Origin of the sequence: Woeseia oceani, assembly GCF_001677435.1 — a bacterium.
Lineage (GTDB): Bacteria > Pseudomonadota > Gammaproteobacteria > Steroidobacterales > Woeseiaceae > Woeseia > Woeseia oceani.
In genome coordinates this window covers 661632-684110 of sequence record NZ_CP016268.1, presented here as the reverse complement: position 1 = coordinate 684110, position 22479 = coordinate 661632, and the positions used below count along the sequence as shown (strand labels likewise).

General features: G+C 58.5%; 26 protein-coding genes. 16 read left to right on the top strand and 10 right to left on the bottom strand.

The window, feature by feature from the left end; genetic code table 11:
• Nucleotides 1-16 precede the first annotated feature (16 nt).
• On the bottom strand, nt 17-298 hold the full coding sequence (locus BA177_RS02930) for a peptidylprolyl isomerase (protein WP_068612632.1): 282 nt from the start codon (nt 296-298) through the stop codon (nt 17-19).
• Between the two features lie 365 nt (nt 299-663).
• Here BA177_RS02930 and BA177_RS02920 point away from each other — a divergent pair, with 365 nt between their 5' ends.
• The 6 genes from BA177_RS02920 to BA177_RS02890 all read left to right on the top strand — a co-directional run bounded on the left by BA177_RS02920 (nt 664) and on the right by BA177_RS02890 (nt 6329).
• Complete coding sequence (locus tag BA177_RS02920; protein ID WP_068612626.1) at nt 664-1290, top strand: carbonic anhydrase; 627 nt, start codon at nt 664-666, stop codon at nt 1288-1290.
• A 344-nt stretch (nt 1291-1634) separates the two neighbouring features.
• A complete protein-coding gene (locus BA177_RS18275; protein ID WP_082989813.1) occupies nt 1635-4028 on the top strand; it encodes a PAS domain S-box protein in 2394 nt (797 codons plus the stop codon).
• A gap of 224 nt (nt 4029-4252) precedes the next feature.
• Nucleotides 4253-4594 carry a DUF2834 domain-containing protein gene (locus BA177_RS02905; protein WP_068612621.1) on the top strand — a complete coding sequence of 114 codons (342 nt, stop codon included), beginning with the start codon at nt 4253-4255 and terminating at the stop codon, nt 4592-4594.
• Entirely contained in the window at nt 4591-5004 is a 414-nt protein-coding gene (locus tag BA177_RS02900) for an MAPEG family protein (protein ID WP_068612618.1), read from the top strand. Before BA177_RS02905 ends, BA177_RS02900 begins: the two co-directional genes overlap by 4 nt.
• 64 nt (nt 5005-5068) lie before the next feature.
• Nucleotides 5069-5809: an NYN domain-containing protein gene (locus tag BA177_RS02895; RefSeq protein ID WP_068612615.1), complete on the top strand. Its 741-nt coding sequence runs from the start codon at nt 5069-5071 to the stop codon at nt 5807-5809.
• 22 nt (nt 5810-5831) lie between these two features.
• Nucleotides 5832-6329 carry a nuclear transport factor 2 family protein gene (locus tag BA177_RS02890; RefSeq protein ID WP_068612612.1) on the top strand — a complete coding sequence of 166 codons (498 nt, stop codon included), beginning with the start codon at nt 5832-5834 and terminating at the stop codon, nt 6327-6329.
• Here BA177_RS02890 and BA177_RS02885 read toward each other — a convergent pair.
• A complete protein-coding gene (locus BA177_RS02885; RefSeq protein WP_068618800.1) occupies nt 6310-7572 on the bottom strand; it encodes a serine hydrolase in 1263 nt (420 codons plus the stop codon). The two genes, BA177_RS02890 and BA177_RS02885, sit on opposite strands and share 20 nt — an antisense overlap.
• Nucleotides 7573-7734: 162 nt before the next feature.
• On the opposite strand from BA177_RS02885, the gene BA177_RS02880 reads away from it, so the two are divergent.
• The 4 genes from BA177_RS02880 to BA177_RS02865 are packed head-to-tail and all read left to right on the top strand — an operon-like array spanning nt 7735 to nt 9682.
• Entirely contained in the window at nt 7735-8082 is a 348-nt protein-coding gene (locus BA177_RS02880) for a cupin domain-containing protein (protein WP_068612608.1), read from the top strand.
• Entirely contained in the window at nt 8079-8447 is a 369-nt protein-coding gene (locus tag BA177_RS02875; protein WP_068612605.1) for a hypothetical protein, read from the top strand. The genes BA177_RS02880 and BA177_RS02875 overlap by 4 nt, the downstream gene beginning before the upstream one ends.
• Entirely contained in the window at nt 8440-8913 is a 474-nt protein-coding gene (locus BA177_RS02870; RefSeq protein ID WP_082989812.1) for a DUF6265 family protein, read from the top strand. Before BA177_RS02875 ends, BA177_RS02870 begins: the two co-directional genes overlap by 8 nt.
• Nucleotides 8906-9682, top strand: a complete 777-nt coding sequence (locus BA177_RS02865; protein ID WP_068612602.1) for a ceramidase domain-containing protein — start codon at nt 8906-8908, stop codon at nt 9680-9682. The genes BA177_RS02870 and BA177_RS02865 overlap by 8 nt, the downstream gene beginning before the upstream one ends.
• On the opposite strand, the gene BA177_RS02860 is transcribed toward BA177_RS02865, so the two are convergent.
• Nucleotides 9679-10317: a thiopurine S-methyltransferase gene (locus BA177_RS02860; protein ID WP_068612599.1), complete on the bottom strand. Its 639-nt coding sequence runs from the start codon at nt 10315-10317 to the stop codon at nt 9679-9681. The genes BA177_RS02865 and BA177_RS02860 overlap by 4 nt on opposite strands.
• 328 nt (nt 10318-10645) lie before the next feature.
• On the opposite strand from BA177_RS02860, the gene folD reads away from it, so the two are divergent.
• A complete protein-coding gene (gene folD, locus BA177_RS02855; RefSeq protein WP_068612597.1) occupies nt 10646-11524 on the top strand; it encodes a bifunctional methylenetetrahydrofolate dehydrogenase/methenyltetrahydrofolate cyclohydrolase FolD in 879 nt (292 codons plus the stop codon).
• 119 nt (nt 11525-11643) lie between these two features.
• Here folD and BA177_RS02850 read toward each other — a convergent pair whose 3' ends face one another.
• A complete protein-coding gene (locus BA177_RS02850) occupies nt 11644-13308 on the bottom strand; it encodes a BamA/TamA family outer membrane protein (RefSeq protein ID WP_068612594.1) in 1665 nt (554 codons plus the stop codon).
• Between the two features lie 147 nt (nt 13309-13455).
• Here BA177_RS02850 and mtnA point away from each other — a divergent pair, with 147 nt between their 5' ends.
• Genes mtnA through BA177_RS02835 form a run of 3 tightly spaced genes read left to right on the top strand, consistent with a single transcriptional unit; the run spans nt 13456 to nt 16233 of the window.
• Nucleotides 13456-14610: an S-methyl-5-thioribose-1-phosphate isomerase gene (gene mtnA / locus BA177_RS02845; protein WP_068618794.1), complete on the top strand. Its 1155-nt coding sequence runs from the start codon at nt 13456-13458 to the stop codon at nt 14608-14610.
• A complete protein-coding gene (locus BA177_RS02840; protein ID WP_068612591.1) occupies nt 14610-15212 on the top strand; it encodes a class II aldolase/adducin family protein in 603 nt (200 codons plus the stop codon). The genes mtnA and BA177_RS02840 overlap by 1 nt, the downstream gene beginning before the upstream one ends.
• Nucleotides 15213-15246: 34 nt before the next feature.
• On the top strand, nt 15247-16233 hold the full coding sequence (locus tag BA177_RS02835; RefSeq protein WP_231892479.1) for a Vgb family protein: 987 nt from the start codon (nt 15247-15249) through the stop codon (nt 16231-16233).
• A 150-nt stretch (nt 16234-16383) separates the two neighbouring features.
• On the opposite strand, the gene BA177_RS02830 is transcribed toward BA177_RS02835, so the two are convergent.
• The 4 genes from BA177_RS02830 to BA177_RS02815 form a co-directional block, all read right to left on the bottom strand.
• Nucleotides 16384-16797 (bottom strand): energy transducer TonB family protein, encoded by a 414-nt coding sequence (locus tag BA177_RS02830; RefSeq protein WP_068612589.1) that lies wholly within the window; start codon nt 16795-16797, stop codon nt 16384-16386.
• On the bottom strand, nt 16775-17326 hold the full coding sequence (locus BA177_RS02825; protein ID WP_068612587.1) for a tetratricopeptide repeat protein: 552 nt from the start codon (nt 17324-17326) through the stop codon (nt 16775-16777). The genes BA177_RS02830 and BA177_RS02825 overlap by 23 nt, the downstream gene beginning before the upstream one ends.
• 170 nt (nt 17327-17496) lie before the next feature.
• Nucleotides 17497-17925 (bottom strand): CBS domain-containing protein, encoded by a 429-nt coding sequence (locus BA177_RS02820; protein ID WP_068618790.1) that lies wholly within the window; start codon nt 17923-17925, stop codon nt 17497-17499.
• 173 nt (nt 17926-18098) lie between these two features.
• The gene (locus BA177_RS02815; RefSeq protein WP_068612585.1) at nt 18099-18812 is read right to left on the bottom strand and encodes a DUF4097 family beta strand repeat-containing protein; all 714 of its coding nucleotides are present in this window, start codon (nt 18810-18812) and stop codon (nt 18099-18101) included.
• 144 nt (nt 18813-18956) lie between these two features.
• Here BA177_RS02815 and BA177_RS02810 point away from each other — a divergent pair, with 144 nt between their 5' ends.
• Together BA177_RS02810 and BA177_RS02805 are read left to right on the top strand one after the other, a co-directional pair.
• Complete coding sequence (locus BA177_RS02810) at nt 18957-19700, top strand: 2-oxoglutarate and iron-dependent oxygenase domain-containing protein (protein ID WP_068612582.1); 744 nt, start codon at nt 18957-18959, stop codon at nt 19698-19700.
• A complete protein-coding gene (locus tag BA177_RS02805; protein WP_068612580.1) occupies nt 19697-19951 on the top strand; it encodes a 2OG-Fe(II) oxygenase family protein in 255 nt (84 codons plus the stop codon). Before BA177_RS02810 ends, BA177_RS02805 begins: the two co-directional genes overlap by 4 nt.
• Here the strand turns inward: BA177_RS02805 and BA177_RS02800 are convergent.
• Together BA177_RS02800 and BA177_RS02795 are read right to left on the bottom strand one after the other, a co-directional pair.
• Nucleotides 19942-21288: an amidohydrolase family protein gene (locus BA177_RS02800; protein ID WP_068612578.1), complete on the bottom strand. Its 1347-nt coding sequence runs from the start codon at nt 21286-21288 to the stop codon at nt 19942-19944. The two genes, BA177_RS02805 and BA177_RS02800, sit on opposite strands and share 10 nt — an antisense overlap.
• Nucleotides 21289-21353: 65 nt before the next feature.
• Nucleotides 21354-22313: a threonine/serine dehydratase gene (locus tag BA177_RS02795; RefSeq protein WP_068612576.1), complete on the bottom strand. Its 960-nt coding sequence runs from the start codon at nt 22311-22313 to the stop codon at nt 21354-21356.
• Between the last annotated feature and the right edge of the window lie 166 nt (nt 22314-22479).

Genomic DNA, 22479 nt, shown 5'->3' with positions numbered 1-22479 from the left:
ACCGCCCCTGCTGATATCAGTCGCTGCGGCTGGTAACTTCCAACAAATGATAGCCGAACTGCGTCTTGACCGGGCCCTGCACCGTATTGACGTCGGCACTGAAAACCACTTCGTCAAACTCCCGAACCATCATGCCCGGTCCGAATTCACCGAGTTCGCCGCCCTTCTGACCGGACGGACAGGAAGAATGCTGTTTGGCCAGCTCCGCGAAATCGGCGCCGCCGGCAATGTCGTCCTTGAGTTGCTGACACTGCTCTTCAGTATCTACGAGTATGTGTCGTGCTGTCGCTATGGCCATGCTATTGCTCCGTTTTCAGGCAAAAAAGAGGCGGCATTATCCGCTAATCGGGCGTTGATTGCATGTCAGCGCCCGAGATGGCGCACAATTGACGATGGTGCGGGCAGTATCAGGGTAGTAGTATCCTCAAGCCACGCGCTGGCAGCTTCGAACGATCGACGCAGGAACAGCGGCAAGCGCAGCAACACATGACCAAACCAGCCACCGCCAGGTGTCGCGTATCGAGCAAGGCCACTGCACAAGCTGGCTTGCCCTGACACACCGCATGCTGTGTCCCGCAATGCCCGCGCGAGTATTTACAAGACATTCACAACGCCAGATTGGCCCACCAGTCCGGCAAGCCGCAACCTGGAGCGCTAGAGAACATGATTCCGGCCAACGAAGCACTGGAACGCCTCAAGAAAGGCAACAAGCACTTTGTCGCGCGAGCGCAAGGCAATGTACTGGAAGCCGAAGCAGCCCGCGACCTCGCCTTGCCACAGCAGCAGGAACCATTCGCGATAATCCTGGGTTGCTCCGACGCCAGAGTGCCTGCAGAGATCGTGTTCGACCAGGGTCCAGGCGACCTGTTCGTCATCCGCGTAGCCGGCAATATTGTCGCGCCCTCGCAGCTTGGCAGCATTGAGTTCGCAGCATCAAGATTTGGTACACGGCTCGTCATCGTACTGGGTCATACCCTGTGTGGCGCTGTCGATGCGGCCTTGTCAGCCATGCGCAATCCGCAAGAGGAGTCATCACGCAGTTTGCGCACGATCGTGGGCTTTATCCGCCCCGCTATCGAAAACCTGCTGAACGACCCCGCTCAAACCGATGAAGATGAGCTGTACCGGCAAGCCGTGCGGGCCAATGTTGCAGCCTCGGTAAAGCACGTCATGCGTGACTCGGAGATCCTGACCCGATTGATTACGGAAGACGGCCTGAAGGTGGTCGGCGCGGAGTACAATCTGGCAACGGGCGAAGTCCACTTTTTTGACGAGCACGTCGAGGGCTAGTCGCCAACGACAGCACACCGACCTTGCGCTGTCTGGCAGTCCGGACAACAGGCCGACGGCAGCTTCGGCAGGCCTAGCCTGCTGTTGGTCGGCACTGGCCGCAGCGAGCCAGGTCAACTCCGGCAGCTCTGCGGCATTGGGACCGGCGCACTGCCGGGCCCGCGGTGCATCGCCAGCAAACGGACCCGCGGTTTGATTCAGTGCCGCAATTCATGCGGCGTCCATGCCGACCAGCGGTTTTTCGGCTCCAATCTGTGGCTCAAGTCCCTTTTTCCGGTCTATTCGGCCACTATGATGAAGAACGCCCTGAATCCGGAGAACCGCCGTAACCGGCAAGCTATTGCATGACCGAGGCCAAATTAAACAATTCACTCCTGAATGTTGGTGCATTCACCGTGACTACGGATCTGCACGGCATTGTGGTGGATGCAAATCTTTGCGCCATCCGGCTCGCGAATGCCCCTGAGAGCGCAATCGCCGGCAAGCACCTCGCCGACTGTCCGTGGTTTACCGGCATGGAACAGGCGGGCAAGAGCCTGCGCGATGCCATCAGCGTATCGGCTGGCGACGTTACCGTAAGGCGCGAAGTGGATATTCGCCTGGCCGGCGACGAACGTCAGGCATACGAGTTTACTTTCGTACCTATCCGCGATGACGATGAGGTATTAACCGGACTGATCATCTCGGGCATTGATGTCTCGATTCGGGAGCGAACGGAAACCGAAAAGAACCTGGCGTTCCTGAATCAGCTCGGCGAAGCAACCCGTGAACTGCTGAACCCCGAGAAAATTCTGGAAGTCACCTCGCGCATGCTGGGCGAACACATGTCGGCTTCCCGTGCCGCGTATGCCGATGTCGAGAGTGATAACAATACGTTCACAATCAAGCATGACTATACCGTCGACTGCGTCACTTCAGTCGGCAAGTACAGCCTTGACCCGTTTGGCGAAATGGCGGCTACGGCTATGCGCTCGGGTCACACTCTGGTGATTCGCGACGTCGACAAGGAGCTGACACCGGCAACGGGAGCAGATACGTTTCATGCGCTAGGGGCTCTTGCCATCGTGTGCTGCCCCCTCGTTAAGTTCGGCAAGCTGGTAGCGATGATGGCCGTTCATCAAGTCGAGCCACGCGATTGGCGACTCAGCGAAATAGAGCTCGTGCAGGAAGTTGTCGAGCGCTCCTGGTCTACATTGGAGCGCGCTCGCGCACAACAACGACTGGAGCAAAAGGAACGGCAATTCGAAGACCTGTTTGAATTCGCGCCCGATGCGATCATCATGGTGGATGTGCAAGACAATATCGCGCTGGTCAATCAACGCGCGGAAAATATGTTTCGCTACAGCCGTCACGAATTGATCGGCCGGCCGGTGGAGACACTGATACCGGAAAAACTGCACGAGCTGCATACTGATCTGCGCGAACATTATGCGGCACACCGTACGCACGAAACAAAGGTCAACAGCGATCCGAACCTGCGCGGACGGCGCAAGGATGGCAGTGAGTTCCCTATCGAAGTAAATCTCGGCCCGATGGAGACCGAGCGCGGTCCAATGGTCGCAGCAAGTGTTCGGGACAATACTGATCGCAACCGACTGGAAAACCAACTCCGGCATTCTTTGAAGATGGAGACCGTAGGCCAGCTTGCCGGCGGTGTCGCACACGATTTCAATAACCTGCTCACAGTCATCAATGCAACGACCGAACTGTTGATGGACAAAGTTGCGCAGGATGCATCGGTTCAAAACGACTTGAGTACGATACTTCGCGCTGGCGAGCAGGCCGCCACCCTGACGAGGCAACTGTTGGCGCTTAGCAGGCAGCAGGTTCTGAATCCGGTCATTGTTGACTTGAATTCAGTACTGAAAGAAATGGAGCCTATGCTGCAACGCCTGATCGGCGAGAATATTGTCGTCAAGTTTCGTCCGTCTACAGACCCCGTCACCGTGCGGGTCGACCGCACGCAGATCGACCAGGTACTCCTTAACCTCGCCATCAATAGCCGCGATGCCATGCCCGACGGTGGCACGATAATTATCGAGACGGCCAACGTCATGCTCGATGAGATCCTTGTCAGCAATCGCCCCGATCTGAAAGCAGGACCGCATGTTGTTGTTTCAATCAGCGACACCGGATGCGGCATGGACGAAGCAACTCGCCGCAAAATATTCGAGCCCTTCTTCACAACCAAGGAGCAAGGCAAAGGCACCGGACTCGGCCTGTCCACGGTTTATGGCATCGTGCAACAGAGTGGTGGCGGAACGTCGGTCTACAGCGAACCCGGCAAAGGCACCACCATCAAAGTCTTTCTTCCGCGGGTAAGTCTGGAGAACACGGACGGCGGCGCAAAGCACGAAATTGCAGTCACCGGCAGTGAAACCATTTTGGTAATCGAGGACGAACTCGAAATTCGCCAGGTCGCGCAGATCATGCTGCAACGCCGAGGTTACCGGGTGCTGACTGCCGACTCTGGCGCGGCTGCGGTACGGGTCCTGAACACCTATGACGGCAACGTCGACCTCGTACTGAGCGATGTTGTAATGCCCGGAGGTAGCGGGCCGGAAACGATGCGCAAAATCCGCTCTATGCATCCGGGCATTAAGGTCCTCTATATGTCTGGCTACGCCGCAGACCTGATAGCACGCCACGGCCTGGATGAAGACTCCCGCAACTTTCTCGCCAAACCGTTCACACTCGCGGAACTAAGCCGCGCGGTTCGCACGACAATCGACAACTGATTCCGCGACCAGCCCGCCGGCAGCCGCGCGTACGAACCGGCAACAACCGGGGTAATCCCGAGCAACCCGGCCTCACCAGCCAGTACAACAGATGGCAATCCGAAGGGCGCCCTTTCCGGCACGGGGATCGCTCTGTTAAGCCGTCAGCTGTTACTGTATAGCCACTGGGCCCCAGTCCTGCAAGATGCTGCATCTACCTGTAACCACTCGCTGGAGATTGATGCATGAACGCCAAGTTTGCCTACCTGCTACTCGCCATTGCCGGTGGCGTCGTCCCTTATGCCTTCTTCTTCCAACATTTCCAGCAGCACGGTTACAATCTGGCTGCATTTGCAGAGGCCGTGTTTGCCAATGCCGCCGCCGGCGGCTTTGCGGCCGACCTGTTCATCGCCTCGGCGGTCTTCTGGATAATGATGATTCGTGAATACCGAAGCGCGCGAGCACCAGCGCCAGCTCCATTTATTGTGCTGAACCTGCTGATCGGTTTGTCCTGCGCTTTACCGGCCTGGCTATACGCAAGGCTCGCGTATACTGCTCCGATGGACACGATCGGGGGCAACGCATGAATATTCTCTACCCTGCTTTTGCACTTTTTGCGTTAACAATGTTTGTGCAGTTCCGCCTCGGCGCATTGCGAGTCACCGCTATCAAGAAGGGCGAAATAGATGCCAGCTTTTTTCGCAGCTACTCGGGCTCACCCGAGCCGGACCAACTGCGAATTCATTCACGGCACCTTATTAATCTTTACGAAGCACCGGTACTGTTTTATGCGATCTCGATCATCGCGTTTATCACTGGCAACTACGGTACGATTCCTGTAGTACTTGCGTGGCTGTACGTACTGATTCGTTATCTGCACAGTTACGTGCACCTGACATCCAATCGGGTCCTGTTTCGTTTTCGCCTGTTTCTCGCCAGCCTCGCCGTACTTATTACGCTATGGGTTGCCGTATTGACCGGCATGCTGCTTCGTTAACAGCAAGACCGGAACGTTTACATGACAGCGCAACATCACTTTTGCATTCAACAGAGGAATACACGTGGAATCTGACTCAGCCAATCGACTGGCGGTTCTAATCGATGCCGACAACGCACAACCGACGATAGTCGAGGGCCTGATGACCGAAATCGCCAAGTACGGCACGGCCAGCGTCAAGCGCATCTACGGCGACTGGACTCAGCCCAGCCTGGGTGGCTGGAAGAAGTCTTTGCTCGAACATTCGATCCTGCCAATGCAACAGTTCGGTTATACAAAAGGCAAGAACGCGACCGACAGCGCGATGATTATCGATGCAATGGACTTGCTGTACAGCGGAAATTTTGATGGCTTCTGTATCGTCTCCAGCGACAGCGACTTCACTCGGCTGGCGGCGCGAATTCGCGAGTCCGGGCTAACCGTTTACGGCTTCGGCGAACGCAAGACACCCGCGCCATTCGCGTCAGCATGCGACAAATTCATCTACACAGAAGTGCTGCGTGCCGGCGAAGACGAGCCAGAGAAGATCACCAAATTCAGTGCCAGCAAGCTCAAACAGGACACGAAACTGATCAACATCATTCGCAATGCGATCGACGCCTCATCCGATGACGATGGCTGGGCACAACTCGGCCCGGTCGGCAGTAACATTGCGAAACAGTCGCCACAGTTCGACCCGCGCAACTACGGATACCGCAAACTGCGTGACCTCATCGTGGCGACAAAATTGTTCGAAGTGCAGGAGAAGCGCTCTGCTGATGGCCAGAGCAAACGCCTGCAAGTCCGCGACATGCGGCGCAAATAGCAGCGAGCAAACGGAAGGAATCATGCCGCACAAGTACGCCGCTATCCTCTGGCTGGCGCTGTGCGCCGGGCTGCAAGCCGCGCACGCGGCCCCTGCAGACGCAGCAGTACTGGAAACGCTCGAGCGCTTTTTCGACGCGCTGGAAATGCGTGAAGCAAGCACGGTGCGCGACCTGTTGTTGGCCAATGGCGAGATCATCGCCAGCCGGGAAACAGCCGACGGCCCTCAGCTGGTTCGCACCACGCATGCCGACTACGTCGCATCGCTGGCCAAGGGTTCCAGCCAGTTGCTGGAACGTATCTGGGACCCGGTCGTTCAGGTACGCGGTACTGTCGCCAGTGTCTGGGCACCTTACGACTTCTACGTTGACGGCGAATTTCACCATTGCGGTGTCAACAGCTTCAACCTGGTGAAAACCGACGGCAACTGGAAGATCGCAGCTGTTGTCTATTCCGTTGCAAGCACAGATTGCCCACCCAGCCCGTTGGGGACGCCGACCTTCAGTCAATCTCCGCGCTGATACCGCGTGTGTCGAAGCTGAACCGGCTGAGGTCAGGTACGTGCGACCGGGGTCGTGTCAGCTCTATCTCGTAGATTGCCTGACCAAGGTCGCGCAGGAACGGCAAACCAATCTCATCGTACTCATACTCACCGTCATTGAACGTCTGGTTCGCGTTCGTATAAATGGTTGCGGCCAACAGAAACTCGACACCATGCTCGAAATCCACGACATACGCCGCGTCGGTGAGAAAGCCGTAGGCATCACCGACTTTGTTAAACACCCGAATCGGGTCTGGTATCGACTCGGCCTTGCCGCCGTACAGCAAGAATTTGACATAGCCATCCGGGTATTCGGCGGCGTTCGAGTATTGCGTTATGCCGCTCTCGCGCGGGTAGGTCGACATCCAGCGATAAACGAAGTCCAGATCGTCCTCGCTGATTTCGAAACGGGATTTGTCGTCGACTGCCGCCGGGAACAACAAAGATTGCAGCAGGTCGTGCTGGTCCTGCAGGGAGTAGGCGTTCTTGACTGAGAAATCTTTGGGTCCCTGCCGAAGCTCACCGCCGACAATTTCGGCAACGCCCAGCAACTCGGCTTCCGGAGCGACGAAACTCTTCGCACTGCGTACCGCCTCTTGTTCGTAGACAGTTCGGCCTCCGACCTCAAGGCGCAACGGATTGCTCAACAGGTTCTGCTCCGGGGTCAGTACGCTTTCAAGCCTGTGAACGATCCGGCTGTTGTGCAAACCGTGCCGGATCAACGCCTCGTTCAAAGCTTGCTGCCCCAGCAGTTCGTACAGACGATTGAAGGCATCGTTGTCGCTGACCAGCAGTATCTTGCGTATGTAATGCGCAACGCTCGGCACGCCGTCTGGCGCACTGTCATCGACCAGCGCGGAGGTCTGGAAATCAGCCGCGCTGCCAGTGAACATGGCAGCATCTCGAGGTATGCCGAGCTTCTGCAAGGCCTCCAGCGCAATCAATGCTGTCGGTAACTTGACGGTGCTGGCCGGATAAAAGTATTCGTCAGCATTGACCCTGTAGGAAAACGAACGAAAGCTCGGATTGTTGGCGGCATCCCGGTCAATCTGTGTGTAAATAATCTGTAAACGGTACCGTTCCGGATCGCGCATAACGGTACCGAACCGCGCCGGCTGCGATTCGAGAAGCGTCTGCAGCGAACCGTTCCACTGCGGTTCGGCAGCGCAAGCCGCGAGCAGTAGAAACAAGCCTGCCAGCGCCGTTTTAGGTATCGCTGTCATGCGCGGAGTATCGCACAACCGCCGCCGTGCAGCGCCTGCGACCTCCGGGTAGAATCGACACTGGCTTTCCGCCTGAACGGCTTCACGCCTGCCAGGCATTGGCCGCCAGAAGCGCATTGCGGCACGGCTGTTCTTCACACATGGCTACGAGGGCCCCATGCAATGAAAGAACGCTTGACCATGACGACGGCACAGGCAGCTATCGCAGCCAGCGGCGACGAACGCTACGGTGTATTGCTGCGGCGTGGCACACTGGAACTGGGTTGCTATGCACCGCGCTGCAACGATCCGCAACAGCCACACGAGCAGGACGAACTCTACATTGTGCAGGCGGGACACGGCACCTTTGTCGTGGCTGACCAACGACAACCATTCGAGCCCGGAGAAGCGTTGTTCGTACCCGCTGGGGTCACGCACCGCTTTGAAGATTTCAGCGACGATTTTTGCGCGTGGGTCGTATTCTACGGGCCAGCGGGCGGGGAATCGGACGCTGCATGTGAGCCGGAATGACTCGTGCAAGCGAGTTCAGGGAGTGCTTTCACGCTTTGCGTGACATTCTTAGGCCTTATGCTCGCGACCTGATCGTGACGCACGATAGCGCGACCAACTACAGCCTCGATACAAAACACATTATGCAGAACAAGAAGCCGCTGTTTTTCGCCGCTGTCCAAATCAAAAAGAACTACGTCAGCTTTCACCTCATGCCGGTGTACGTAAACCCGGACCTGTTGTGCGCATTGTCAGACAACCTGAAAAGCCGGATGCACGGCAAGTCCTGCTTTAACTTGCAATCGCACGACAAAGTGCTAGCAGCCGAGTTAGCGGAACTGGTCCAAGCCGCCTACGCCGACTACCAGAGATCAGGATATGCCTGAACGAAATAACCCAACGAACGCAGCATGGGCAGCAATATTGCTGCTTACCTCCCTGCCCGTCCAGGCAGCCGACATTAACACCCTTAACTGGCTGGCCGGCTGCTGGCAGCATGACAATGCAGAGGCGGGCAACGTCGAAGTCTGGACCCGCCCGGCAGGCGGCACGATGCTGGGCGCAAGCCGCACGGTTCGCGATGGCCAGACCGTTGCCTGGGAATACCTCCGTATCGAAGCCGACGAACGAGGGCAGTTGAGTTACATCGCCAGCCCGTCCGGGCAAACGACAACCCGCTTCCGCATGGCGCGACTGGCAACGCACGACGTCGTGTTCGAAAACCTGCAGCACGATTTTCCGCAACGAATACGTTACCGCCAGCTGGCCTCGGGTCAGTTGCTCGCCAGTATTGAAGGTGAAAGCAAGGGTCAAAATCGCCTGATCGAGTTTCTGCTGAGCCGCTGTGAATAGCCGGTCACCGGGCATACCTTCCTGGCGCGGCCTGCTACTGCTATCGATCTGCCTGACGGCCGTTGTTGTGGCAGCATTCGTCGCGCCGATAGCGCAAGACAGTAGCTATCACAGCTTTACTGATCAACGTGGCTGGACCGGCATCGCGAACATTGCCAATGTGTTGTCCAATACACCGTTTTTGCTCGCTGGCATAGCCGGTCTGTGCGCACTGCGGACAGCACCCCTCACAGCCGTTTCGCGCCGGTGCCTGGTGGTCTTTTTCTGTGGGATTGGCTTAACCGCGGTCGGTTCCGCCGGGTACCACTGGCGACCGGACAACGCGTCTTTGTTGTGGGACCGCTTGCCGATGACGCTCGCCTTTGTCGGCCTCACCGCACTGGTGATAAGCGAATACCTGTCGAGCAAACTTGCCAGTCGCCTGCTTTGGCCCATGTTGTGCGCCGGCATGCTTTCCGTCGCCTATTGGTTGTGGACCGAAACGCGCGGTAGCGGCGACTTGCGTTGGTACCTGCTGGTCCAGTTCCTGCCCTTATTGATCATTCCGCTGATACTGTGGTTGTACCGTGGGCGTTCCGACTGGACGCCAACCCTGATCGGTATGTTGATTCTGTACGTGCTGGCCAAGTCCTGCGAACTGCTGGACAGCGAAATCTATGCGTACGGAAACATCATCAGCGGCCATTCCGTCAAACACCTCATTGCCGCCGGTGCGTCGTGGTTGCCGGTGCAGTTCCTGCATCGCAAAACGTCAGCAATAAAGCACTAGCGGCTTCGCCAGACTACTTCCAGCAGTTCCGTCAGTCCCGCCGCACGGAATTTGGGCGGCGCATCGGCGATGTCGTCACGCACGCTGATGCGTTGCAGGTGTGGCCAGTACCGCTGCACTTCCTCCGCTGTGACTGCGAACGGCGGTCCACTGGCACGCTGCTGGTCATACTCGAGCGTAACCAGCAGTCGCACAGCCGAGGATGTCAACAGACTGTCGGTGTGCCTGGCGTAGGCAGGTCGCAAGGATTCCGGCAACGCGACGAGTGCACCGCGATCAAACAACGCAGCACAGGGCTCGCAGGCCAGTTCGAAGTAGTCGCCGCAATACAGAGTGACGGGTCTGTCCACAGCCCGGTAACGGGTCAATGCACCGCTGTCATCGATATCGAATGCAATAGCGTGCTCAGCAAAGAATGCCTCGATTGCGAGCGCCGACAACTCCACCCCGACAACCTCCAGGCCGCGGTTTGCCAGCCAGAGCATATCAACTGACTTGCCACAGAGTGGCACGAGAACCCGCGTACCCGCCGGCAACGGCGGCCAGTACTCCTGCAAAGCCGCGTTCCCGCGCTCCTCATGCCAGCCGGTACGCCCTTCGCGCCAGCGGCCAAGCCAGTCTTCTGAACCGTTCATTTCAATCACTCCGATGCGAGGTTGTGCGAAACCGAGCGTAGCGACTGTCGTCTGCAATCACTCGGGCTGCGGTAGGTAACGTAAGCGGTGACGAATGCTACAGGACTGCCCAGCGGCTGCGTTCAAGTCGAGCGACCTGGAATTGCCACCAGTGAGCAGGCATCGTTACCCCTCGGGGAGCAGCTGCGCGGATACCGGCATTTGCAGCGGTTGCCGAATTAGCGCGAAATCAGCCTGCTCGTGGCGAAAGTTTACCTGCCTGCCGCTCGGCGGTACCATCGGCGCCTTTCGCGCGCCCTACTGACGCCGTAACCCTGGAAACTGATCAATGCCCACTGCAGAACGGATCGATGGCAAGGCCAAGGCCGCCGAAATCGCAGAATCCATACGTAAAGACGTCGCTGTTCTGAAAAACGAACGCGGGATAACACCCGGTCTGGCTGTCGTCATTGTCGGCCACGACCCGGCCAGCCAGGTGTACGTCCGCAACAAAAAACGAACGGCCGAAAGCTGTGGTTTCCATTCCGTATTGCACGAGCTCGACGCCGACACGCGGCAAGACGAAGTACTCGACCTCATTGCCGAGCTGAATAACGACCCCGCCGTGCACGGTATACTGGTGCAGCTGCCGTTGCCGAAACATCTCGACGAACAGCTGGTTACCCAGTCCATCGTGCCGCACAAGGATGTGGACGGTTTCCACTTCGAGAACATCGGTCGTCTGACGGCGGGTGACATCGACAATGCTTTTGTACCCTGCACGCCAGCCGGCTGCATGCTGATGATCGAAGACCAGCTGGGCCGCGATCTGTCCGGACTCAATGCCGTTATCGTCGGCCGTTCGAACATCGTCGGCAAACCAATGGCCGCACTGCTGCTTGCAGCCAATGCAACTGTGACCATCTGCCACAGCCGAACCAAAGAACTGCCGCAAGTCGCGCGACACGCCGATATTTTGGTTGCAGCTGTCGGGCGGCCGGAGATGATCCGCGGCGACTGGGTGAAACCCGGCGCTGTCGTTATCGATGTTGGTATCAATCGTATCGAGGTTGTGACTGACGGCGAAAAGCGCCACCGCCTGACCGGCGATGTCGCCTATGAAGAAGCGGCAAACGTTGCTGCTGCCATCACACCCGTGCCCGGCGGCGTCGGCCCGATGACCATTGCGATGCTGATGGCAAACACGTTGAAATCCGCTTCATCCTGACCCTGCCGTCCACCAGCATGCGGCCAGACCCGCACGAGTGCAGGCGGCGCAATCCCAGGTCTGGGCGGGCAGGACCGGGCGCACGCAGTGCAACGCAGCCCGCCAGATCCGGCCATAGCTCAGAAACTGGTTTTTGACTCAAGCAATATTTGCACGCTGTCGATAGACCGGTCGCCATCGAGCGGAAACGCAATATCGAAGTGTATGACCTCGCGACCGCTGGCCCTGGTCGGTACCAGGCGCAAGCCGAAACCCACGTCTTTCAGCAGGCCAATTGAGCCGCCACCAGCCGGGTTGTCACCCCAAGTGCGGCCCGCATCCGCGAACACGGCACCGCCCACGCGCACCAGGCGAAACGGGTACCAGTCCGTAAAATAGCGGTACTCCAGGGTAAGCAACGCGCGCTTGTCACCAATCTGGTAGCGCAGCGGGTAGCCGCGAAGGCCGTTGTCACCGCCGAGCATCAGCGGGTTGTCGAGATCGAGATTGCGGCCGATGCTGGCGGACAGCGTCATGAAAGCCAGATGCTTCTCCGACGTCTGGCGATAGTAGCGGGCGTTCACGTGCCACAAGGCATTGACGAGGCTCCCATGTTCAACGCGCCCATCAACGGACGAACGAAGCAGGAGCGCTTTCTTGCCCATATCCCCAAAGCCACGGCTGGCTGCAACATTGAACATCAATGCGTCCCGGTCCGAACCCAGGGTGCTGCCTGCGTAGCCGAGCCGGGCCGCGAGCCGCTGGCCGAGGTAGAAGTCTTCAGTGCGGTCGATCTGGTCACGGTTACTGGACGTTTCGAAACGGTCCTCTATCAGCTCAACTCCCAGCCACGGATAAACCAGCTCGCGATCTGCAGGCAACAATTGTGGAAGCATCTGATCGGTCGTGTTCAGAAAGCGGTGCTCGTCGATGGTAACGCCAGCAGTGTAGCGGCGTACCCAGCCATTCTTCAAACCGGAAGAAACACCACCAAACCCATTCAGGTAACGGCTGCTTTCACGGTATTCGGCCACTTCCTCGCCTAGCTCATAGAAACGAGTTTCTGAATCACTGTCGAATACCTCCAGACCGCCTGACCAGCGACTGTCGAGCGCAAAAAATGGCCGCACAAGCCGCAGCAGTTGACTGTCGCCATCGGAGTTGTCAGCCACGAATACCTGCAACGCCGTCCAGCTTTCGCCGAGATTGTTGTCTGCGTACTCAAAGCTGGTCGACTCGCGATCGACATCATCAATATAGGCCAGCTTTACCCGGGCACCGGAACCCAGCAGATTGTTCTCGGAAATCGAAAACCGGGTGCGATTCTCCCCGCCCTTGCGCGACACTGAAAAGCCCGGCATCAAGGTCCAGACATCCCGGGTAGTTACTTCGAGATCGACAACGCCGCCGACATACCGCACAGGACGAATTCGCGCATCGTACAAATAGATATTGCGGCGCAGAAGCCGCTCGGATTCATCAACCAGTCGCTCGGAATAGACTTCACCAGGCTTGAACAGCAATTGCTGCCGAATGACCGACTCGCGTGTCTGCATGTGCAATCGGTTGGCAAGCCGGTACAACGCATTGTTCTCTTCAGGTATCGACAGATCAAATACGTTTTGCCTGACGATGCGAATATCGCCAATTACGGCGCCAGCGCTCGCCAGCTCACGGGCCGACGGCAGCCCAGCGGCGGCCTCGGCCCGAACCTCGGTCGCCAGCATCGAAAAAATCAACAGGCCGGTGAGCCACGATCCGCGGTGGTTTTTCTGGCTGATAGCGGCAATCCTGCTGTCGTGCACGGTGGCCTGTCCTCTGCAATCTTGACGGCGATGGCTGGCGACTCTAGCGGAAAGCCCGACCAGAGTGCAGTGATTGCGTCACGCCCCGGCCGCTGCATTGGCAATGCCTGCCAATCGGCTCGGCAGCGCCGCACGCAGGACGTTAGAATGGTTGATCACTTACCCGGGCACAAGGGGCGATACATTTTGCTAAATCGAGGCGAGAACTTCCGCACGATCTGGTTACACCCTGATGACGACCAGACGGTACAAATCATTGACCAAAGGCGCTTGCCGCACGAGTACACGGTCAGCGACCTCAGGAGCTACCGCGACGGAATAACCGCAATAGCGGAGATGCTGGTTCGTGGCGCACCGCTGATCGGTGCGACTGCCGCCTGGAGCCTGTACCTCGCGGCCCTTGAAGCACGCGGTCAACGTGACGCGGCAGCGTTTATCCAGACTGCCGCAGATGAATTGGCGGCATCACGGCCGACAGCGGTCAATCTGCGCTGGGCCCTAGACCGGGTAATGCACAGACTGCACACCGCCGGGCCCGACGCCGACCGGGTCGCGCTCACCCGGGCCGAAGCGGAAGCTATTTGTGACGAAGACGTGGAAATTTCGCTCGGTATCGGGCGCCATGGTCGCGCCTTGATCGAAGAAATCTCGAAACGTAAAAACGGTGCTACCGTCAACGTACTGACCCATTGCAATGCGGGCTCTCTGGCTACCATCAATTGGGGCACCGCGACCGCACCGATCTACCTCGCACAGCAGGCCGGCATCGATGTCCACGTTTGGGTGGATGAAACCCGACCGCGTAATCAGGGCTCGCAACTTACTGCCTGGGAGCTGGCCGAGAGCGGCGTACCGCATACCTTGATCGTCGATAACGCAGGCGGTCATCTGATGCAGCACGGCATGGTGGATATCTGCATTACCGGCACCGATCGAACCACCCGCAGCGGCGACGTCGCCAACAAGATCGGTACTTACCTGAAGGCGCTGGCGGCCGCGGACAACAACGTGCCGTTTTACGTCGCATTGCCCTCCACCACCATCGACTGGGATATTTCCGACGGCGTAAAGGATATCCCGATCGAAGAGCGCGACTCGCGCGAGGTGTCCCACATCTGGGGCCGCAGCGGCTCAGAGCTGCTCGAAGTTGTCACCGTCGGCGAACGAACGCCTATCAGCAATTTCGCCTTCGACGTCACACCGGCGCGCCTGATCACCGGCCTGATTACCGAACACGGCGTGTGTGCCGCGACTGAGCAGGGCCTGTCCAGTCTGTTTCCCGAACAAGCGAAGCGTGCGTGATGATAGACGAGGGCTACATCAAGTTTGCGCTGGAGTGGATCGACAGCGCACCACCGACAGCCGACGAAGTGGCGCAACTGCGTGAATGGCGACGGCCCCTGTATGCCGCCGGCCTGATCGGCCACTATGCCGAGCTGAACATTGGCTACGGCAATATCAGCGTACGCAGTCGCGACGGCCATTTCATCATCAGCGGCACACAAACCGGACATCTCGAAGACCCGGACGAACAACACTACGCACGAGTGACGGATTACGACATCGCTGCCAACCGGGTACGCTGTGAAGGCCGTATCCGAGCGTCCTCAGAATCCATGACGCACGCGGCGCTGTACGAACTGGACCCGAATATCAATGCCGTTGTGCATGTGCACAGCGCGCCGCTGTGGCGCAAGCTGCTGAATGTTCGTCCCACCACGGCAGCGTCGGTCGCGTACGGTACACCAGCCATGGCAGAAGAATTTCGCCGCCTGTACAGAGAAACCGTGTTTGCCGTCGACGGAATCGCGATTATGGCCGGTCACGATGAAGGAATCATAGGCACAGGTCACGGCATGGCGGAAGCCAGCGAGCGTATACTCGGGCTCTGCGACGACAGGTAATTCATTCGTCGCTCGGTTCTGGGGAGGCGACAGGATGAACACACGGTTCCTGCTGATTAGCTTGATGCTGGTCTCAGCCTGGCCTGACACGGGCAATGCAGAGTCCGTTGATATCAGTGAGTGGCTGGTTCCCTGGGAAAACTCACAACCGGGCGATCCGTTCGTCGACCAGCGCGGCCGCGTCTGGTTCGTCGGACAACGCAGTGATTATGTCGCCAACCTGCAGCCTGAATCCGGCAACTTCAGCCGCTACGATCTCGATCGCGACACCCGCCCGCTGAGTCTGCTCATCAACGCTGATGGCGACCTCTGGTTCAGTGCGAATCGGCAGCGCTACATCGGCCAGTTGAATCCGGCAAACGGCCAGATCACTCGTCACGAGATGCCGAACTCCCGCGCACGGGACCCGCATACTCTGATCTTCAACTCTGCAGGCGACATCTGGTTCACTGTTCAGCAAGGTAATTTCATTGGCAAGTTGACCGTCGCGAATGGCGATATAACGTTGCTGGAAATTCCCACGCGTAAAACCAAACCCACCGGCATAGTGCTTGACTCGCTCGACGAACCTTGGGCCGCTGGCTTCGGGCGGAATCTGTTGTTGCGGGTCGACAGCGCGAACATGGAGGTTCTGGAAATTGAATTGCCGAATAAAAAAGCCCGGCCGGTACGCCTCGTAGCAACCTCGGACAATCGCATCTGGTGGGCGGATTTCGCACGCGGTTATCTGGGTCGTTTTGATCCTGACAGCGGAGCATTCAGCGAGTGGCCGATGCCGGGCGGCGAAGACAGCGAACCCCATGGCATGGCGGTGGATCGGCTGGACCGCATCTGGATAGTCGAATCCGGCCTGAACCCCAATGTACTGGTCGGCTTCGACACGGCAACCGAACAGTTCTTTTCGTCAACCGCTATTCCAAGTGGCGGCAAGACAGTACGGCAAATGCACTACTTTGAGCCGGCCGGCGAAATCTGGTTCGGCACCGATACCAATTACATTGGCCGGGCCGTAGTTCACTGAGTTGCTTCACCGCGGCATGCCTGCCACTCCCGCTGTTGCCGAACGCGGCGTGCAACCACAAGACTGCACGATGGATCTCAGATGACGGCTGCTGCGCTCAATGCCGGCCTGTGGCTGACGCGATGGCGCGCTCGCTGCAAGAGATGACCGTTATTTTTCCGCTGCCAGAACTGGCTCTAAACGAAAGCGGTAGGTTCGACAGGTGCGGCCCGTCGCCAGCACCTCGTTGGGAGCCAGCGGTTCAAAACTCGATTTGCGTATAGCCGCGATGGCGGAACGCTTGAAGATCGGGTGGGTCACTTCGACGACTTTGGCACTGCGAATACGCCCGTGTTGATCGATCTTGAAGCACACAGTGGCATCGCCTTCAATGCGGTCTCGACGCGCGATAGCCGGGTAACTGGGAAATGCCGTTTTGGCGGGTGTCCGGTCAGTTGAACTATCGACTATCTGAGTACGGCGAGGTGTGTCATCGGCAACAGACAGCGACGAAAGCGCCAGCAGCACGCAGCCGACAACAAGTCCAACCGTCGGTGACGGGCTAAGGCGTACTGTTACTGTCATCGACTTCACGATCGTCAATAATCACTTCCGGCGCGACCGGGTGGACGGCGTCCATGTACAAGGCGCGAGCCACTTTGAGAGTATGCGCACCGGGGCGCAGCTGTTCGCCGCGTTTCAGGTCTTGATCCGCCAGCTCATATTGCTTCAGCTTGAGATGAATAACCGCACGGTTGTTATAGCCGCGCCAGCTTTGATCATTGCGCACCAACAGCAGGTCGCAAAACTTCTTAGCTTCAACGTAATTCTTCAGCAAGATATAACCGGCGCACAAATTGGACAAAGCCGATTCTTCCTCGCGCGAATCCGCCGCGGCTTCCAGTCCCAGCAGAGTCAGACGTACGCCGTCTTCGGCGCGGCCGGCGAGCAGCGCTTGGGCGCCGTCGTGCAGGGCCGGGTTGCTGGGACCAAGGACGGTTGTCGGTCCGGTCTCGCTCTTCATGCGGTCAGCGCCCTGCGCCGCACACGGCGAAACCAGGCTACTGGCCAGTAGCGCGGTCATCGTCAGTAATAATTGAATCACCGGGCGCATGCGCTTCGTCCTCCGCGTATACCTGTATTCTAGCCCATTCGGACCCGTCCCGACCGACCTTGCCGCGACGAACGACGAGGTACCGCGACCCGGGAGCGCACAGTAGCTCCCACATTGGACCGGCCAACGCGGTAAAAATTCACTGCTGCGCTGGCGCGGCCTGGCGGCAATCAGCCGCTGATGTATTGGCCCAGTTGGTCAATCTCGTCTTGCTGGTCGGCGATGATCGCCTTGACCAGATCGCCAATGGAAATAATTCCGGTGACTTTGCCATTGTCGACCACGGGCAAGTGCCGAATACGGCTGTCGGTCACTTGTTCCATGCAACTTTGCACATTGCTGTCGCTACTGGTCGTAACAACGTCGGCCGTCATGATGTCGCGCACTGGCGTGTCGTCCGAAGCGCGGCCTTTGAGGATGACTTTGCGTGCGTAGTCTCGCTCGGTGACGATACCGAGAAGCTGGTCGCCGTCCATGACTATCAATGCACCGACAGACTTCTCCGCCATCATCTTGACAGCATCCAGAACCGTGGCATCAGGAGAAATCGACAGTACGTCGCGTCCCTTGACATCGAGCAGTTGTTTCACAAGTTTCATCGAACTCCCCTTGATCGTAGTACGAGAGGATTCGATCATGTGGCAACACGTTGACAGCCCTCGCGCGCCACTAACCGGACCTCGCAAGCTGAGGCCCCAGAGTATACGACTGCGAGCCAACGGTGTTAATCCGATGCGCGACGAACATGATATTGACGGGTGTCCGGGCTTTTTTAGCTGCGGTCGTCCACCGCACCCTGAATATCAGAGTAGCGAATTCCGCCCGAGCCATCGTTCAGAATCGTCAGGTTGTGACTGACCTTGTGAACATCGATGCCGCCGGAACCGTCTTCTATGCTGACACTGCCCTGCACACCGCGCACCCGGATACCGCCAGAGCCATCCACAATATGCACGTCGCCGGCAATATTCTGCAGCTCAATGGACCCGGAGCCGTCATCGATACTGACCGGACCACCGGTATCGCGCAGGGAAATCGACCCGGAACCATCCTCGACGGTAATGGCCGCAGTCGTCCCACGCACCTCCAGCGGGCCGGAGCCGTCATCCAGTCGCAATGCCATTGACGATGGCACCTGTACATCCAGGTGCACGTGCGGGCTAGCGCCGAGCGACCATCGCTTCTGCTCAAAGCGGGCCACCAGCCGCAGTACGTTGCCGTCCGGCACCAGGCTCAACTCCAGATCGCGCTTGATCAGCTCTGCCGCTTTGTTGTGGTCCACACCCGGCAACACGACCGTCGCCGTTACGGTCACCTGGCGGGCGCCGGGTGCGCCAATGATGTTCAGGCGACCTGCCGCGGCTTTGACGTCGAGTACGTCCACGCCTTGTGAAGAATGCCGCAATTCCCGGACTTCTTCGTAATCATTCCACGCGGCGTGCGCGAAAGTCGCCACAAACAGGGCGAGTATAAGTGTGCTTTTCATAGGTTGACCTCTTGCCAGCAGTAAATGTCCGGCTGTTTGGTCTTCTGATGCCGCGCAAGACGTTTCGGTTGCAAAGAGACAGTGAAACGTTCCGCAAGACTGAGGTAGATTGCCATGACTGCTGTCATTAGGGGACTGAGCGGCATGCCCAGAACGACCGATCTGCGTAGCACATCGCCTGACACCATCGCAGGTGTCCAGCCAGACTGTATCGATGCAGCCGGGCTGCTCTCCGGCGCACCGGTAAATCCCGCAGTGGTACAACTTATTAGCACAGCGGCAGCGAGCAACGGCTACCTCGCGATCAAGAACCTGTTCAGCCACAACAACGCTGATCTCGCACTGCTCGCTTCAATGCATGAGTTCTTCAGCCTCCCGGATGATGACCAACGCAAGGCAGCCGTCTCTGTTGCCAAACGGCAGATAAAGCACGGCTGGATGCCACTGTACGGAGAACCGGCCTATCAGCCGGGAACACGCGCGCACGTCGAATCGTTTGATTTTGGCAGGCCACGCCGCGGTGATGACGACCCACTGCACAGCAGTATCTGGCCCGAACTCCCCGGCTTTCACCACGCCAGCCGCAACGCATGGGATGTATTGAGCAAGGCCGGTTTCGCATTGCTGGACGCCATCTCGGTCGCACTCGATAAGCCGGCGCCGTTCCTGCGGGCACAATGTGACTCTCAGGACCGCAGCACCATGCGCCTTTTGCACTACCCAGGACAACAGCGGCAAGCCGAACCGGGCGATGTCGGGATCGCCGCGCACACAGACTTTGAATGCATCACGCTGCTGTATCAAACCGCGGCCGGACTCGAGCTGCGGGACCCACAAGGTCGTTGGCACGATGCGACCGCCAGTGATCGTCAGGTGATCGTCAGGTGATCGTACTGTTTGGCGACATGCTGGAGGCCTGGTCAAACGGCCGGTTCCAGGCAACCGGCCACCGGGTACGCATGACCGACCAGAAGCGTATGAGCTTCGTCCTGTTTTTTGCGGTCAATGATGGAGTCACAGTAGCGCCGCTCGACAGTTGTGTGGATGCCGACAACCCACCGCGGTACGACGCCCTTACGCAGCAACAACACAGCGAGCGAGAGCTGCGTCGCGCCGAGCAATACCGCGATCAGAGTTGACGCGCGAATGGCAGCAGCAAGCTGTCCAGTGCTGCCCGGTCCAGCCAGCGTCCGTTCAACATGACGCCATGCACACGGCGCGTGTTTCTGACATCCGCCAGCGGGTTGTCATCCAGCAATACGAGGTCGGCACGCTGGCCACGCTCGACGGTACCGGTCTCACCCGCGTGACCGAGCCAGCGGGCGGCATTAACAGTGCCGGTCCGCAAGGCCTGGTAAGGGGTGAGGCCCGCCTCGACCAGCATCGCCAGCTCGCGGTGTATGGAGAATCCCGGGACATTGAAAACCTGTGGCGCATCGGAGCCCAATAACAAGCCTGCGCCTGCATCGTGCAAAGACTTGATCAACTGCCGGCGCAACAGGATCGCCCGAGCAGCGAGTTCATCGTTGTAATCTGCGTCGGCCTGCAGTTCGTTTTTGCTCTCCACCCAACGGCGGACTGTCGCCGCCGGCATGTATTTCATTTCGGGCCAGGCGGCCATCTGCTGGGCCGGCTCAGCATTGACGAGGTGCTCGAACAGGCTTTGTGTTGGCACATTCCACACACCGGCTTCGGCGCTCGCCCGAGCCACGGCTGGCAACAACGATTCGTCGGCGTAAGGCGCGAGGAATACGTCAAAAAAGCCGCCAAAACCGCCGCTGGCACCTGAATGGGCAGGTACCAATAGAGGCATGTAGCCGTCCAGGTGATCAATCGTCGCGATGCCGTGCTGCAATGCCAGCGGCACACCGACATCGGCCGGTACATGGCCGGCGAAGCGGATGCCCGCTTCCTCAGCCGCCTTCGCCATTGCGACGAACTCAGCACGGGTCAGGCCGGGGTGTATTTTCAAAAAGTCAAAACCGGCCGCGGCTTGCGAGCGTACCTTATCGGCCGCCTGGCCCGGGCTACTGACACTGTTGCCGTTGAACGAGGGTCCGGAGGTGTACAGTCGCGGCCCGAGGACTTCACCGCTTGCGATATCCGTACGGAGCTGCAGGTGCGCTGCGTTGCCCAGCATACCGCGCACGTTGGTTATACCGTTCGCCACGTACAAGACCAGTACCCGCTCCAGGTCGACACCGCTTTCCGCGGGAACGTGGCCGTGCATTTCGGACAAGCCCGGCATCAGGTAACGGTCCGTGCCATCAACGATCAACGCACCCTCAGGTACCTCGGTATCCTGCACGGCCCCAAGCGACACAATACGCTGATCGCGTACCAGCACGGTTTGCTCAGTTAAGACCCGCTCGTCCTGCAGGCCAACGACATTGACATTGACGAACGCGACCTCGGCCGCCATTGCGGCGGGCATCTGCGACAGCCACAGAAGAAAAATCAGACAGTAACGCACCATCCGCAACTCCGTTCTAAACAGTCTTTGAACAGCAACCCCTGTCGCCGTTCCATCCAGCATTTGAATCAGATGATTTTTCGCAGGGTCTCGCGGCTGATATTTGCACCGCAGATAATGACAATGACGTTCTTGCCACGAATCTCCCGGGTTTTCTTGCGCAATCCGGCCAGAGCCACGCCGGCCGCCCCTTCCAGCAGCATGTGGTGAGCGTCGATGAAATCGCGCATGGCCGCGGCGATTTGCTCTTCAGAGACCAGCACAAAATCAGAGACGAATTCCTGGCAAAGTTCGAAGGTGATGGCACCCGCTTCGATGCCGCCTGCGGTACCGTCCGACAACGTCGGAGAACTGGGCAGCTCCAGTATTTCTCCACGGCGAACCGACTCTGCCATCACTGAGGAAGCGGCTGGCTGGCAGCCGATCACCTGCAACCCCGGAAACGCCGAACGCAGGAACCCGGCGGTGCCGCTGATCAGACCACCACCGCCCACCGCGACGAACAATGCATCCAGCTTGGTCGTTTGGCGCGCAATTTCGACCCCACAACTACCCTGACCGGCGATGACGTCTGCGTCGTTGTACGGTGAAAGGTAGTGCATGCCATGTTCGGCAGCATATTCCATGGCATGAATTTCAGTATCCAGGCCATCGGTACCGAAGAAACGCACGTCGGCGCCTGCGCGTTTGATCGCATCGACTTTTGCACTGGAGGTTTGCTCGGGGACAAACACCACGCCCTTCATTTTCAAGCGCGCCATGGCGTAGGCCACAGCGGCACCGTGATTGCCGCTGGATGCCGTCACCGCACCCCGCGAGCGCTCGTCGGCGGTCATGGACAACAGCTTGTTGAAGGCTCCACGCAACTTGAAAGAACCGGTTATTTGCAGGTTCTCCAGTTTCAGCCAGACATTGGCACCGGTCTGCTCGCTGAAAAACGGCGAGTGCTCCAGGGGCGTCTGGCGGATGTAGGGTGATATGCGATTGGCGGCTAGTACCGCGTCCGCGGGCAGGCGATCTTTATTCATCGCGCTACTGTACCGCAGAGCGACGACTAACGTTAGCGTGGCCGGCTTTGATACAGGCAGCGTTGCCCCGCACGCGAGCGCCGCATTCCGGGAAACGCGCCAGCACTTACAGCGCGGTCTCGTCCAGGCGAAAGCGGATTGGCGGAATGCTGCCGACGCATCGCAG

Bases quoted from the DNA above. Each gene is read 5' to 3' on its own strand.
- BA177_RS02820 (WP_068618790.1), bottom strand. From the start codon at position 17,925: ATGAAACTTGTGAAACAACTGCTCGATGTCAAGGGACGCGACGTACTG.
- BA177_RS02930 (WP_068612632.1), bottom strand. From the start codon at position 298: ATGGCCATAGCGACAGCACGACACATACTCGTAGATACTGAAGAGCAG.
- BA177_RS02800 (WP_068612578.1), bottom strand. From the start codon at position 21,288: ATGGTGCGTTACTGTCTGATTTTTCTTCTGTGGCTGTCGCAGATGCCC.
- BA177_RS02900 (WP_068612618.1), top strand. From the start codon at position 4,591: ATGAATATTCTCTACCCTGCTTTTGCACTTTTTGCGTTAACAATGTTT.
- BA177_RS02810 (WP_068612582.1), top strand. From the start codon at position 18,957: ATGCCCAGAACGACCGATCTGCGTAGCACATCGCCTGACACCATCGCA.
- BA177_RS02870 (WP_082989812.1), top strand. From the start codon at position 8,440: ATGCCTGAACGAAATAACCCAACGAACGCAGCATGGGCAGCAATATTG.
- BA177_RS02905 (WP_068612621.1), top strand. From the start codon at position 4,253: ATGAACGCCAAGTTTGCCTACCTGCTACTCGCCATTGCCGGTGGCGTC.
- BA177_RS02890 (WP_068612612.1), top strand. From the start codon at position 5,832: ATGCCGCACAAGTACGCCGCTATCCTCTGGCTGGCGCTGTGCGCCGGG.
- BA177_RS02825 (WP_068612587.1), bottom strand. From the start codon at position 17,326: ATGCGCCCGGTGATTCAATTATTACTGACGATGACCGCGCTACTGGCC.
- BA177_RS02860 (WP_068612599.1), bottom strand. From the start codon at position 10,317: ATGAACGGTTCAGAAGACTGGCTTGGCCGCTGGCGCGAAGGGCGTACC.
- BA177_RS02875 (WP_068612605.1), top strand. From the start codon at position 8,079: ATGACTCGTGCAAGCGAGTTCAGGGAGTGCTTTCACGCTTTGCGTGAC.
- BA177_RS02880 (WP_068612608.1), top strand. From the start codon at position 7,735: ATGAAAGAACGCTTGACCATGACGACGGCACAGGCAGCTATCGCAGCC.
- BA177_RS02920 (WP_068612626.1), top strand. From the start codon at position 664: ATGATTCCGGCCAACGAAGCACTGGAACGCCTCAAGAAAGGCAACAAG.
- mtnA (WP_068618794.1), top strand. From the start codon at position 13,456: ATGGTTGATCACTTACCCGGGCACAAGGGGCGATACATTTTGCTAAAT.
- folD (WP_068612597.1), top strand. From the start codon at position 10,646: ATGCCCACTGCAGAACGGATCGATGGCAAGGCCAAGGCCGCCGAAATC.
- BA177_RS18275 (WP_082989813.1), top strand. From the start codon at position 1,635: ATGACCGAGGCCAAATTAAACAATTCACTCCTGAATGTTGGTGCATTC.
- BA177_RS02830 (WP_068612589.1), bottom strand. From the start codon at position 16,797: ATGACAGTAACAGTACGCCTTAGCCCGTCACCGACGGTTGGACTTGTT.
- BA177_RS02815 (WP_068612585.1), bottom strand. From the start codon at position 18,812: ATGAAAAGCACACTTATACTCGCCCTGTTTGTGGCGACTTTCGCGCAC.
- BA177_RS02840 (WP_068612591.1), top strand. From the start codon at position 14,610: ATGATAGACGAGGGCTACATCAAGTTTGCGCTGGAGTGGATCGACAGC.
- BA177_RS02795 (WP_068612576.1), bottom strand. From the start codon at position 22,313: ATGAATAAAGATCGCCTGCCCGCGGACGCGGTACTAGCCGCCAATCGC.
- BA177_RS02885 (WP_068618800.1), bottom strand. From the start codon at position 7,572: ATGACAGCGATACCTAAAACGGCGCTGGCAGGCTTGTTTCTACTGCTC.
- BA177_RS02835 (WP_231892479.1), top strand. From the start codon at position 15,247: ATGAACACACGGTTCCTGCTGATTAGCTTGATGCTGGTCTCAGCCTGG.